The 12,333-nt window shown below is 34.5% G+C and carries 12 protein-coding genes and 1 other annotated feature; of the genes, 6 read left to right on the forward strand and 6 right to left on the reverse strand.

From position 1 onward, the window contains the following. Positions 1 to 50 precede the first annotated feature (50 nt). Positions 51 to 644: a DJ-1/PfpI family protein gene (locus AC4BBX_RS02525; RefSeq protein WP_490454901.1), complete on the reverse strand. Its 594-nt coding sequence runs from the start codon at positions 642 to 644 to the stop codon at positions 51 to 53. A 66-nt stretch (positions 645 to 710) separates the two neighbouring features. Then, on the reverse strand, positions 711 to 2,141 hold the full coding sequence (locus AC4BBX_RS02530) for a glycoside hydrolase family 1 protein (RefSeq protein ID WP_490454902.1): 1,431 nt from the start codon (positions 2,139 to 2,141) through the stop codon (positions 711 to 713). 306 nt (positions 2,142 to 2,447) lie between these two features. Here AC4BBX_RS02530 and AC4BBX_RS02535 point away from each other — a divergent pair, with 306 nt between their 5' ends. The 3 genes from AC4BBX_RS02535 (at position 2,448) to AC4BBX_RS02545 (ending at position 5,749) form a co-directional block, all read left to right on the forward strand. Further along, positions 2,448 to 3,053: a tyrosine-protein phosphatase gene (locus tag AC4BBX_RS02535; RefSeq protein ID WP_490455746.1), complete on the forward strand. Its 606-nt coding sequence runs from the start codon at positions 2,448 to 2,450 to the stop codon at positions 3,051 to 3,053. 183 nt (positions 3,054 to 3,236) lie between these two features. After that, positions 3,237 to 3,477: a binding site (T-box leader), on the forward strand. Positions 3,478 to 3,765: 288 nt separating this feature from the next. After that, positions 3,766 to 4,581 (forward strand): MetQ/NlpA family ABC transporter substrate-binding protein, encoded by an 816-nt coding sequence (locus tag AC4BBX_RS02540; RefSeq protein WP_490454903.1) that lies wholly within the window; start codon positions 3,766 to 3,768, stop codon positions 4,579 to 4,581. Positions 4,582 to 4,603: 22 nt separating this feature from the next. Then, a complete protein-coding gene (locus AC4BBX_RS02545; protein WP_490454904.1) occupies positions 4,604 to 5,749 on the forward strand; it encodes an amidohydrolase in 1,146 nt (381 codons plus the stop codon). A gap of 148 nt (positions 5,750 to 5,897) precedes the next feature. Here AC4BBX_RS02545 and thrC read toward each other — a convergent pair whose 3' ends face one another. After that, a complete protein-coding gene (gene thrC / locus AC4BBX_RS02550; RefSeq protein WP_490454905.1) occupies positions 5,898 to 7,376 on the reverse strand; it encodes a threonine synthase in 1,479 nt (492 codons plus the stop codon). A 307-nt stretch (positions 7,377 to 7,683) separates the two neighbouring features. Between thrC and queG the strand changes: the two genes are divergently transcribed. Continuing rightward, a complete protein-coding gene (gene queG, locus AC4BBX_RS02555; protein ID WP_490454906.1) occupies positions 7,684 to 8,844 on the forward strand; it encodes a tRNA epoxyqueuosine(34) reductase QueG in 1,161 nt (386 codons plus the stop codon). A gap of 4 nt (positions 8,845 to 8,848) precedes the next feature. On the opposite strand, the gene AC4BBX_RS02560 is transcribed toward queG, so the two are convergent. Then, complete coding sequence (locus tag AC4BBX_RS02560) at positions 8,849 to 9,385, reverse strand: ECF transporter S component (RefSeq protein WP_490454907.1); 537 nt, start codon at positions 9,383 to 9,385, stop codon at positions 8,849 to 8,851. Between the two features lie 87 nt (positions 9,386 to 9,472). After that, complete coding sequence (locus AC4BBX_RS02565) at positions 9,473 to 10,366, reverse strand: SDR family oxidoreductase (protein WP_490454908.1); 894 nt, start codon at positions 10,364 to 10,366, stop codon at positions 9,473 to 9,475. Positions 10,367 to 10,514: 148 nt separating this feature from the next. On the opposite strand from AC4BBX_RS02565, the gene AC4BBX_RS02570 reads away from it, so the two are divergent. Both AC4BBX_RS02570 and AC4BBX_RS02575 read left to right on the forward strand, forming a co-directional pair. Next, complete coding sequence (locus AC4BBX_RS02570; protein ID WP_490454909.1) at positions 10,515 to 11,453, forward strand: magnesium transporter CorA family protein; 939 nt, start codon at positions 10,515 to 10,517, stop codon at positions 11,451 to 11,453. Between the two features lie 81 nt (positions 11,454 to 11,534). Beyond that, entirely contained in the window at positions 11,535 to 11,771 is a 237-nt protein-coding gene (locus tag AC4BBX_RS02575) for a hypothetical protein (RefSeq protein WP_490454910.1), read from the forward strand. Positions 11,772 to 11,833: 62 nt separating this feature from the next. Here AC4BBX_RS02575 and AC4BBX_RS02580 read toward each other — a convergent pair whose 3' ends face one another. After that, positions 11,834 to 12,322, reverse strand: a complete 489-nt coding sequence (locus tag AC4BBX_RS02580) for a nucleoside 2-deoxyribosyltransferase (protein WP_490454911.1) — start codon at positions 12,320 to 12,322, stop codon at positions 11,834 to 11,836. Positions 12,323 to 12,333: the final 11 nt, after the last annotated feature.

Below are 12,333 nucleotides of genomic sequence, written 5' to 3' on the forward strand. Positions count from 1 at the left end.
CTGATCCCTCCTATAATAAAATCATAGCATAATTGCTAGTCTTTGTTCTGTCATATGTTTAGAGATATGTCATATTCCATTCTTTTGGCTGTTGCCAAAGCAGTTTCTACTCCATAGAGTTTTGCTACAAGGTAAAAGGACATATCAATTCCTGCCGAAATCCCACCTGAAGTAATAACTTTCCCATCTTCGACGTATTTTGTTTCTTTTTGTACGTCTACTTCAGGGAAATTCGCTAATTTTTCAAGATCCATCCAATGTGTCGTGGCTTTTTTCCCCTTTAAAAAACCCGCTTGAGCTAACAATAACGCTCCCGTACACACTGATGCCAAAATCTCGACTTGTTGAGCCTCCTCAGTAATCCAAGAGAGTAGAGATTCGTTATAAATTTCGATCTCTTCAGCCCCGTAGCCTCCTGGAACAAGTAAAATATCTAACTGGGGGCAATTTGAAAAATTGTAATCTGGTAAGACCTTCAAACCATTTCTCGCTCTAATCATTTGGCCATTTTCTGTAATAGTATGCACTTGAAACAAAGCTTCTTGATTAAAATCTCTTGCTAAAGAAAAAACTTCAAAAGGTCTTGCAAAATCTAAAACTTCCACTTCGTTAAATAATAAAATACCGACTTGTCGTTTCTCCATATGTTCCTCTTTCCTTAGTTTAAAAAAATTATCTATCCGATAAACTGATAGATAATTTTTTGTGTCTTATGCTTTTTCTTTTTCAGTTAAGCTTTCACCATTGGTAGCAATTACTTCTTTGTACCAATCAAAGCTTTTCTTTTTATAACGATCTAAAGTTCCTGAACCATCGTCGTTACGGTCAACATAGATAAAACCATAACGTTTAGACATTTGAGCAGTCGACGCACTGACTAAGTCAATACAGCCCCAAGAAGTGTAACCCATCACTTCCACGCCATCTTCAATGGCTTTACCGACATACACTAAATGATCGTTCATATAATCAATGCGATAATCATCATTGACTGTTTTTTCACCGTCTTCCCCTTCAACTAAGACATCTTTTGCACCTAATCCATTTTCTACAATAAACAATGGAATTTGATAACGGTCATAAAACTCATTTAAGACAACATATAAACCTTTTGGATCAATTTGCCAGCCCCATTCAGAAGCTTCTAAATGCGGATTAGGGAAACCACCTAAAATGTTTCCGCGTCCTCGTTCATATTTTTCTGGAGTTGCTGTAGCAGTCGTACTCATATAGTAACTAAATGAAATGAAATCCACTGTATAGTTGGCTAGTAATTCTTCGTCCCCTTCAGCAAAATTGATTTCAATATCGTTGTCAGCAAAATATTTTTTTATATATTTTGGATATTTTCCACGAACATGAATATCAGAAAACAGATAGTTTTGGCGCTCTGCTTCTAATTTCGCCACAACATCATCTGGATTAGGCGTCATCGGATAAGTTGGCATTGCTAAAACCATACAACCAACTTGGAATTCTGGATTTATTTCACGAGCAATTTTTGTTGCTAGTGAACTAGCGACTAGCTCATGATGAATTGCTTGATATAAATCTTTTTTAGAAAGTTCTTCTGGAGGTGTTGAAATTCCCCCACTCATAAATGGCGCATGTAATACTGAATTAATTTCATTAAAAGTCAGCCAGTATTTTACTTTATCCTTATAACGGTTAAAAATTGTACGCACATAATTTTCATAGAAATCAATTAATTTACGATTTGCCCAACCATCGTATTCACGAGAAAGATGTAGTGGTGTTTCATAGTGGGAAATAGTTACTAATGGCTCGATTCCATATTTTAAGCACTCATCAAAGACGTTATCGTAAAAAGCTAAACCTGCTTCATTCGGCTCACTTTCATCTCCTTTTGGAAAAATACGTGTCCAAGCAATTGAAGTTCGATAAACTTTAAAGCCCATTTCGGCAAATAATTTAATATCTTCTTTGTAGCGATTATAAAAATCTATTCCTACTAATTTTAAGTTATCTTCAGTAGGTTCATCTGTAATTGGACCGAAGCCACCTTTTGGTGTAACATCTTGTACGGATAAGCCCTTACCATCTTGATCAAAAGCTCCCTCATATTGGTTAGCAGCTGTCGATCCACCCCATAGGAAGTTTTCTGGAAATTTTTGTACCATGCTATCCACTCCTTAGTTCTAATTATAATGATGCTTTCCTCTCCTCTCTATAATAACTTTTTTTAATCAAATCCTCAAAGACATTTTTCACTATTCTCTAATCTATGATAAACTAATCTAAGATTAAACATTATAGAAATTGAGAGATACGAATGGAAACTATTACGAATTTTAGAGATTTACGTGATTTATCAACAATTCATGGTCAAAAAATCAAACCAAAAAAATCCTTCGCTCAGGCGAACACACACACATTTCATTGGAAGATCAACACGTACTTATTGACAAGTTCCAATTAGAAAAATTATTGATTTACGTTCCAACGATGAAGTCAGCAAACGACCTGATAAAGTAGTTGGCCAAACAGAGTATCTCCATATTGACATTTTCGAAGATATTAATGATGAGGGTGCCGGTTTAGAAGATTTTATAACTATTGGATCAGCAAAACGCTCAAAAGAATATATGAATGATATTTATCGAACAATGACCATCAATCCATCTGCACAAAAAGGTTTTTCAAAGTTCCTTGAAGCAGCAGCTTCCACTGAACAAAATAATAGCTTTTTATTTCATTGCTTTGCTGGAAAAGACCGTACTGGTATTTCATACGCTTTGTTATTAGAAATTTTGGAAATACCTAAAGAGACAATCTATCAAGATTATTTGCTAACCAATAAACTTAGAGTACAAGAAAACCAAGAAATTATTCAGTCTGATAAAGAAAATGGTGCTGCTGGCGGCATGTTAGAAGCTTTGCAAATTGCTTTGACTGTGGATAGCGAATTTTTAGATACCTTCTATCAAACCGTCGATGCAGAATTTGGCGGAATCAACAACTATTTGAAGAATAATTTAAATGTTTCTGATTCTATGAAAAAAGAATTAAGACAGTTAATTATCACTGATTAAAAGATTATATGTGAAACTAATTACTAGTTCATTAATCCAATATAAAACTCTAGACCGTCTTATTTTGACGGTCTTTTTTTAATGATAAGCTTTTTCTATCATCCGTAAAAAAACAGTTACTTGTTTCTTCCTTTGATTGACACTAATTTTTCCCTTTGCTATGATTCACTCAAATAAAATAAACGACATGCAATGAGAAAGAAAGTAACTTCTGAATTAATCTAACAGAGACTCTCACCCTAGCTGAAAAGAGAGGTTTAATAAGAAGAGAAAATGGCTTTTGAGTGGTTACAGTGAGTCACAATGATAAGCTGTAGACGGCTGCCCCCGTTATCAGGTACAAGTAAATTTACTTGATGAGTGGTTAGTTGTGAAATGAACCTAAATAAAGGTGGTACCGTGTATAAGTTTATACATCCTTAGATGACAAAAGTCATTTAGGGATTTTTTTATTATAAGGATGCCAGTTCCGCTTACTAGGAGCTCCAAGCTAGCGGAATGGTATGCGTGGAGAAAATAAGTTTTAAATTTTTGCTTTTGAAAAATTTAATTTCTATAAAGCGAAGTAGCTTAATACATTATTAGAAACTAGGATGCCAGTTCCACTTATTAGGAACTTCAGGCTAGTGGAATGGTATACGGCGTTTCAATCGAACCAAAATTTTGTTTTTTAAAATTTTAATACATTATTAGAAGCTAGGAGGAATAAACAATGAAAAAATATCAATTAGTTACAGGAATATTAGGGTTATTCGTTTTATCAGCATGTGGAAACACTTCTGAATCAGTAAATCAAGAAATTCGTTTAGGTACATCCCCTGGTCCATACAGCGAATTATTTTTAGATGGAATCAAACCAATTTTAGAATCCCAAGGTTACACAATTACGGAAGTCACTTTTGATGCTTTATTACAAGCCGATGTGGCTTTAAATGACGGCGATATTGACTTAAATGTTGATCAACATACTGCTTATTTAGAAAATTTCAATGAAAATTCAGATGCTCATTTAGTCGGAATCACGCCAATCCCCACCGTTCCAGCCGGAATTTTTGGCGGTCGTAAAACTGATATAGCTGAGATTGCTGAAGGTGATACTGTCGCTATCCCAATTGATCCATCCAACACTGCAAGAGCATTACTGCTTTTAGAAAAAGCTGGCTGGATTAAACTAGATGAAAATGTTGAACCAATTGTGGCTACTTCAAGTAATATTGTCGAGAATCCTTTGAATCTTAGTATTGAAGAACTTGATTCTGCACAAATCCCTCGTAGTTTACAAGATATTGACTTTGGTGTCATTCCCGGAAGCATTGTCTATAGTGCAGAGATACCCGCTGAAGATAGCTTATTAAGCGAAGATATTTTAAAACAATATGAATTAGTAGCAACAGTAGACGAAAAAAATGAAAAGACAGACTGGGCTAAAGCTGTTGTAGCAGCCTACGAATCAGAAGAATTTGCAACATTCTTAGCCGGTGAAAACAAAAATGATTACTGGTTTATTCCAGCAGAGCTACAAAAATAATTTCCTACCATGAGGTGTGTTTATGTATACGGAACAAGAATTTTTTCAAGAATTGGCAAAGATTAGACAATTCTTACATCAACATCCTGAACTATCAGAATATGAACATCAAACAACTGCTTTTATTCGGCAGTATCTAAGTGAGCATGGGATAACTATTCTTGAAAATAATTTAGAAACAGGATTAATTGCCGAAATTGGTGAGCAAGAAGGAAAAATTATTGGTTTGCGAGCGGATATTGATGCTTTACCTATTCAAGAAGTGACAGACCTTCCTTTTTCTTCTGTCAACGATGGAGTCATGCACGCTTGTGGACATGATTTTCATACTGCTTCTCTTTTAGGAGCTGCCGTCTTGCTGAAAAAACAAGAAAAAAATCTCCCTGGAAAAGTTCGTCTGGTTTTCCAACCAGCGGAAGAAATTTTTCAAGGAGCAAAAAAAGTAATCGAAGCCGTTGATTTTAGCAAATGGGATGCTCTAGTAGGTTTTCATAATGCGCCTAATCTGCCTCTAGGAACGATTGGCTTTCGTCAATCAAAACAAATGGCAAGTGTCGATCGATTCCAAGTAAAAATCCAAGGTGTGGGAAGTCATGCTGCTCATCCTGACCAAGGGAATGATCCTATCGTGACTGGCTCACAAATTATTAGTAATTTGCAAGCAATTATTCCTCGGCATATAGCTGCTAGTGAACAGGCGGTATTATCAATAACCCATGTCGAAGCGGGGAATACTTGGAATGTTTTACCAGATTGCTATCTTTTCGAAGGAACGATTCGTACTTTTGATGATGCTATTCGGAAAAAAATTATTCAACAATTTAAGAAAACTATTTATAATTTGACAGATATTTATCAGCAAACAGCTGAAATTGAATGGATTACAGGTCCTGGACCTGTAAATAATGATCCAGAATTGTTTACTTCTTTATCACATGCTTTTGATGAGATTGCCGAAGACTTGATTCAATTACCTAGTAATTTAGGTGGCGAGGATTTTGCTTTTTACCAAGAAAAAGTGCCTAGCTTTTTTGCCTCTATCGGTACAGGTACAGGTATTCCTTTGCACCACCCTGCTTTTCTGATTGATGATGACGCCTTAGTCTATAGTGTCAATTATTACCTAAAAGCTGTTGAAACTTTATTGACTGTCCCTACTTCCCCATAAAATAGACTTTGTTATAAGTAAAAATACAAAATATCCGAACAAATAGAATGAAATTCTCCATTCGAAGCAAAATTGCGACGAGAATCAATCTTCTATTGTTCGGATATTTTAGTGTTAAATGCTTTATGCAAAGTCTATTTTATTCTGGTTAAATATCTAGAATTTCTTCTACACAGTCTTTCATTTTATCAGCTGCAATTACTCTATCATGTCGAATCGGTGCTTCATCTAATTCGGTAACTGCTTTAGGAATGGCTATTTTAGATAATTCATTTAATTCTTTAACTAATTCAAAATCATCTTTAGTGGTTTTAGTATCTGTTAATGCTTCTACTACGACTTGTGGGAATTTATAAGGACTCGCTGTTGACACTACCAAAGCAGGTGTTTCAGCAGTTTGATGCTGGAACAAAACGCTCGCTGCTACTGCAGTATGAGGATCCATAACGTAGTTTGATTCTTTAAATACTTTGGCAATTGCCGCTTTTGTCTCTTCTTCTGTTGCATAATCTCCAATAAATCCAACTAGCTTGCCTTTCATTTCTTCAGTAATCTCATATTTTCCTTCAGAAGTTAACTCTTCCATCAAGGCTTTGGTTTGTGCCACATCGTCTCCGGTTAGATGGAAAATTAAACGTTCCAAATTGCTTGAAATCAAAATATCCATTGAAGGTGAAGAAGTAACAAAAAATGGACGATTGCGGTCATATACACCCGTGCTAAAGAAATCTGTTAACACTTTATTAGGATTAGAAGCACAAATCAATTGATTAAATGGCACTCCTAATTGTTTTGCATAATAACCAGCTAAAATATTCCCAAAGTTTCCTGTAGGAACTGAAACATCAATTTTTTCACCATTTTTGATTTCCCCTGCTTTAACTAATTGAGCATAAGCATAAACATAATAAACAACTTGAGGAATTAAACGTCCAATATTAATAGAGTTAGCTGAAGAAAATTGTTTGTCCTTCTCTGCTAGCTTTTGTTTTAATTCTTGGTCATTAAATAAGGCTTTGACTGTTGATTGAGCATCATCAAAGTTCCCATCAATCGCTACAACATAAGTATTGTCACCTTTTTGAGTCACCATTTGTTTTTCTTGAATTTTACTTACACCATCTTTAGGATAAAAAACGATGATTTTTGTGCCAGGAACATCTGCAAAACCAGCCATCGCAGCTTTCCCAGTATCCCCTGATGTAGCAGTTAAGATAACAATTTCTGAATCAACTCCATTTTTCTTAGCAGCAGTCGTCATTAAATAAGGTAAAATAGAAAGTGCCATATCTTTAAAAGCAATTGTAGAACCGTGGAACAATTCTAAATAGTAGGCATCCCCTTTTTTGACAACAGGTGCAATTTTCTCATCATCAAATTTTTGATTATACGCTGATTCAATACAGTAACGTAATTCTTCCTCAGTAAAATCTGGGTAAAAAGCACCCATAATAATTAGAGCAATTTCTTGATAACTCTGATTTGCTAATTCTTCAAAATTTAATGTTAAATTGGGTAGTTCTGTTGGAACATATAAGCCTCCATCATTTGCTAATCCTTGTAAAATGGCTTTTGAGGCTGATACGATATTTTCAGAATCTCTAGTGCTTTTATATAATAAAGACATATAGTACTCTCCTTCTATGGATATATTTTCATTAGTTTATCATTTTTCGAGAAAATAAACTACCTAGATTTGCTTGTTTTTAGAAAATTTTGTCAATTATAGTTCAAAAAAGAAATTCTAAAAAAATATTTTATCTAAAACTTTAAGTAGTCGTTTAACAGCTAATATTATTATTTTCTTTGAAATAATTTGTTTCACCCTAGATATAAATTAGCAGCAGTTTCTTTAACTTCAGGGATTAAAATATGATATAGTGATAACAGAAAATACTGTAGGTTATCGAACTATATGTATAGGAGTGTTCATTTTGCAAACATTAAAAGAAAAAATTATTGCTGAAAGTAAAAATTTAGGGATTGATAAAATAGGCTTTACAACGGCTGAACCTTTCGAACATTTAAAAGACTCTTTAATTGAACAAAGGGAAGCTGGACACACTTCTGGTTTTGAACATCAAAATATTGATGAACGAATTTATCTTGAAAAAACTTTTGAAGACCCTCAAAGTGTTATCGCGATTGCCCTTGCCTATCCTACTAAAATTCATGAAGAAGTTCCCCGAGATGAGAAACGTGGGCAATTTGCTCGAGCCTCTTGGGGAACTGATTATCATCATATTTTGCAAGATCGATTAAATCGTTTAATCGACTTTATCCGTATGGAAGCGAGTAATGAGCAAGAAATGGCTGACTGGCGGTTTGCCCCGCAAGTAGATACTGGTGAATTAGTGGACGTTGCGGTTGCCCAAAGAGCAGGTTTAGGATTTATTGGGAAAAATGGCTTATTAATTACTGAAGAGTATGGTTCCTTTGTTTATTTGGGAGAAATTATTACAAACATCCAATTCGAACCCGATGAAGCTGTTCCAAATGGTTGTGGGGACTGTACGCGTTGTATTACTGGTTGTCCAACAGGTGCTTTATTGGGAGATGGTCGGATGAATGCCAAAAAATGTCTCTCCTATCAGACACAAACCAAAGGCATGATGCCAAAAGAATACCGCAAAAAAATCCGAAATATCATTTACGGTTGCGATATTTGCCAATTAGTTTGTCCTTATAATAAAGGAAAAGACTTCCACTTCCATCCAGAAATGGAACCTAAAGCAGATGAAGTTTTCCCTAAACTTACGCCAATGTTGTCTGTTTCCAATAAAGAATTTAAACGTCAATTTGGGCATCTAGCTGGATCTTGGCGCGGAAAAAAACCTTTACAGAGAAATGCAATTATTGCTTTAACAAATTTAGGTGGGCGTGAATCTTTACCTCAAATTGAAAAATGTTTAGACGATCAACGACCAGTTATTCGTGGAACCGCTGTTTGGTCACTTGGGCAATTAACGAGAAGAAACCCCGATCAATACCTAGAGAAATTTAAAGAGATGCTCATTACTGAAACGGATGAAGAGGTTCTCCTTGAACTTCGAGAAACCATCGATATATTAAATGAAGCAAAACAGAAGGCCTGAAAACTCAGACCTTCTGTTTATTTATTTTATGAAACATTTCTTTAAATATCGGTGCTAATATCAAATAAAAACCACCATTTCCGATTGCATGTAAAAAATCAAAATAGAGTCCAGCTCCATAATATGCCCAAAAATTCGGCATTCCATAAAGTTTTACATCGATACTAGCCATCATAAAACCATATAAAAAACCGGCAATGACACTATATATCACTTGTAATATGAACGTTTTTCTAAAACATTCAAAACTACATAGCAACCCCATGATTAAAACTACCAGCGAAAAAGCAAGGATTTGTGAGACCGTCCAAATTCCCATTCCCATATAAAGATTAGTAATAATCAGAGACAGGACATTTACGAGCAACCCCCGACTAATCCCAAGCTGATAAGTAATAATCAAGAAAATAGCTGTCATAGGTTGGACGTTTGGAATAAACTGGAACAAGGTACGTCCAACAACACAAGCTGCAATCGTTAAAGCTAAATAAGCTATTTCATAAGTGGTAATTTTTTTTACATGAAAGAAATTTTTATTCATTAGAAGCGTCCTTTTCAAATTTCTTTCAATATAGCAGATTTTTTTCTAAATGAAAAGCATACTAAAAAATAACTTCTTGACTTAGAATTAAAGATTAATAGCTTCTCCACCAGTCACACCATAAATTTGTGCAGTGACATAACTAGCCTCATTAGAAGCTAAAAATACATATACTGGCGCCAATTCAACTGGTTGTCCAGCGCGTTCTAGTAATGTTTCTTGTCCAAATTCTGGTAAGTTTTCTGGAATCTGTCCTCCATCTAATTGCAGAGGTGTCCAGATTGGTCCTGGAGCTACACCATTCACACGAATTCCTTTTTCAGCAAATTGTTTTGCCAGATTCACTGTAAAATTACTGATTGCTGCATTTGTTGCAGCATAATCTAATAAGTGATCACTCGGATTTGTTGCTTGAACAGATGTTGTTGTTAAAATTGCGCCTCCAGCCGGTAGATACGGTTCAGCTTCTTTGACTAAAGCAAACATTGAAATAATATTAACCATAAACGTATCTTTTACTTGTTCAATCGGTAATTCTCCAATTGATGGATGAGCAATTTGTTGGGCTGCATTTAACACTAAAGTATCAATCCCACCAAAAGCATCTAGCGTTTTTTGTACCATTTCTTTAGAAACATCATCATTTCTTAAATCATAAGGCAACAGCAGGGCTTTTCCACCAGCTTCTTTGATATATTCTGCTACTTCTTCTGCATCCTTCTCTTCTCCAGGGAAAAATTGCAAAGCAACATCGGCACCTTCTCTAGCATAAGCTATAGCTACAGCGCGTCCTATTCCAGAATCTCCTCCTGTGATTAACACACGACGATTTTTTAACTTGTTGCTTCCAACATAGCTCTCTTCACCGCAGTCAGGTTTTGGTGTCATTTCTTCTTGTAAAGCAGGGGTGTTCTGATCTTGTTTGTCAAATTTACCAGTGTGATACAACTTTCTAGGGTCTTTCAATTCAGGTTTTTGCATACAATGTTACACTCCTTTCTTTCTATACTATTAATTGTAGTATAAAAATGAATATTTTAAAACTAATTTGATATTTGAAGGGATATCTTCCATAATTTTTTAAACTATATGATATGCTACAGTAAAGAGCAAATTAGGAGGTAAAACAATGTTAGACTATTTTCAGATAGACGTTGAACAAGGTTTACAAAAGGCTTCCGAATCAAAATACAACTGGATCATTATTGATCATGCCTCTCGAGAAGAACTATCAAAAATGACAAAAAAATACCACTTACCAGAAGATGTATTTGTTACTTCTGAAAGTGCTGGAGAAGTTTCAAGGATTGAATATCTAAAAGATACTAAATTAGAAAATCCTATTTCTCTGGTTTTATTTGATATAACCAACAAAGATGGAACTGTTGAAGAACGGATCTCTCCTTTGTCAATCATTCTTTCTGAAGAAATTTTTATTCTTTATGTTGGCAAAAATCAGTCAATTGTTGAAAAAATTATGGATACAGAGTTAAACTACTATTCATTTGAACAAATTATTATGAATATGTTACTAACAATTTATCGCCATTTTATTGCGGAATTACATGATATAAAAAAAGAAATTGATACTTTAGACAATTCAGCAAGAAAAAATACAGATAGTGAAGAGCTGTTTCGTTTAGCTGATGTTGATAGAGAAGTCATCTTTATTAATCATACGATTACCGATCAAAACCAAACACTGGATACACTCTGGGAAGATGAAGAGTTTTTAAAAAAAGTGAATCATTCCGGATTAATTTTTGATGTCAAACTACACCAGAAGCAAGCATTGAAGTTAATTACAGTCTACCACGCATTGATTGATACTTTAGGTAGTTTATTTGCAAGTATGATTGACAATAATCTCAATCATTTGATGAAATTTTTAGAATCCGCAGCCTTAGTATTGACTATTCCGACAGTCATTGCAGGAATTTGGGGAATGAATACTGGCGGTCTTCCTTGGGAAAAATCAACTTCTGGATTTATCATAGTTATGGTTCTCTTAGTCATTTTGACTATTTTTACATGGAGTTATTTAAAAAAGAAAAAATATTTTAATTAGAAACCAATCTTAGTAACCCCTTTCATTTGTTATTTTTAAAAATTTTTGCTACCATTAAATTATAAAGAAAAGGAGGAATACATGATGACGATTTCTGATGATAAGCTAAAAAAATTGGCAAAAGAACGTAAAGAAAGTAATCCCTTTGGTAAAATCGACGATATGGAAAAAGAATTTAATCTTGATGAATCTCCTAATCAAGTAGTTGAAGATACCAATGATAAAGCCGTCATTGAAAATGATCCTTTATTAGGTGAAGATGCCGAAGTACGCCAAGCTTTCTTAGAACAACAAAGATTTGATCAACAACCTAGATAAAAAATCGTTTAATTATAAAGAGGAACTGACTTTCCGTCAGTTCCTCTTTATTTAAGTGACAATCACAATTCCTCTTCAAATAGGTATTGGCCAATATTTTCAAACAACTCTTCTTCTTCAGAAAAAATAGCACCATTTAACTTAATTAATCCCACCGTGTACAAATTTAAATAATGAAATTGATTTTCTCCTATCTCTTGCAAAGCTCGAATTTTTTTAGTATTTGTTGCTCCTTGTTGTCGAGTATCCGTGTATAAGCCTAATACTGGAATATTTTTAGCATACGCCACACCAATCTCTGAAGCTACCCCAGCATCAATACTCACTCCATCTAACAAAGCAATCATTAGTTGACTCTCTAAGACCTTCTCCGTATCTGCTAACGCAATCATTTGGCTATCAGCATAAGCTGTTTTATCGTTAATCGCTTCATTTTCCTGAGGTAAATAAATAGCTACTTCTGGATAACGTTCTCGAATTTGATTGACTAAATAAGCATTATAAATTAAATCACTCTTAGCAAACATTGGTGCTGCAAAATAAATGTTCATTTTTTGAACCT

The sequence above is a fragment of the Enterococcus sp. AMC1157 genome, assembly GCF_058216555.1.

Excerpts from the sequence above, each read along its gene's own strand:
- AC4BBX_RS02570 (WP_490454909.1), top strand. The coding sequence starts at position 10,515 with ATGTTAGACTATTTTCAGATAGACGTTGAACAAGGTTTACAAAAGGCT.
- AC4BBX_RS02540 (WP_490454903.1), top strand. The coding sequence starts at position 3,766 with ATGAAAAAATATCAATTAGTTACAGGAATATTAGGGTTATTCGTTTTA.
- AC4BBX_RS02580 (WP_490454911.1), bottom strand. The coding sequence starts at position 12,322 with ATGAACATTTATTTTGCAGCACCAATGTTTGCTAAGAGTGATTTAATT.
- AC4BBX_RS02530 (WP_490454902.1), bottom strand. The coding sequence starts at position 2,141 with ATGGTACAAAAATTTCCAGAAAACTTCCTATGGGGTGGATCGACAGCT.
- AC4BBX_RS02525 (WP_490454901.1), bottom strand. The coding sequence starts at position 644 with ATGGAGAAACGACAAGTCGGTATTTTATTATTTAACGAAGTGGAAGTT.
- AC4BBX_RS02575 (WP_490454910.1), top strand. The coding sequence starts at position 11,535 with ATGATGACGATTTCTGATGATAAGCTAAAAAAATTGGCAAAAGAACGT.
- AC4BBX_RS02560 (WP_490454907.1), bottom strand. The coding sequence starts at position 9,385 with ATGAATAAAAATTTCTTTCATGTAAAAAAAATTACCACTTATGAAATA.
- AC4BBX_RS02545 (WP_490454904.1), top strand. The coding sequence starts at position 4,604 with ATGTATACGGAACAAGAATTTTTTCAAGAATTGGCAAAGATTAGACAA.
- thrC (WP_490454905.1), bottom strand. The coding sequence starts at position 7,376 with ATGTCTTTATTATATAAAAGCACTAGAGATTCTGAAAATATCGTATCA.
- AC4BBX_RS02565 (WP_490454908.1), bottom strand. The coding sequence starts at position 10,366 with ATGCAAAAACCTGAATTGAAAGACCCTAGAAAGTTGTATCACACTGGT.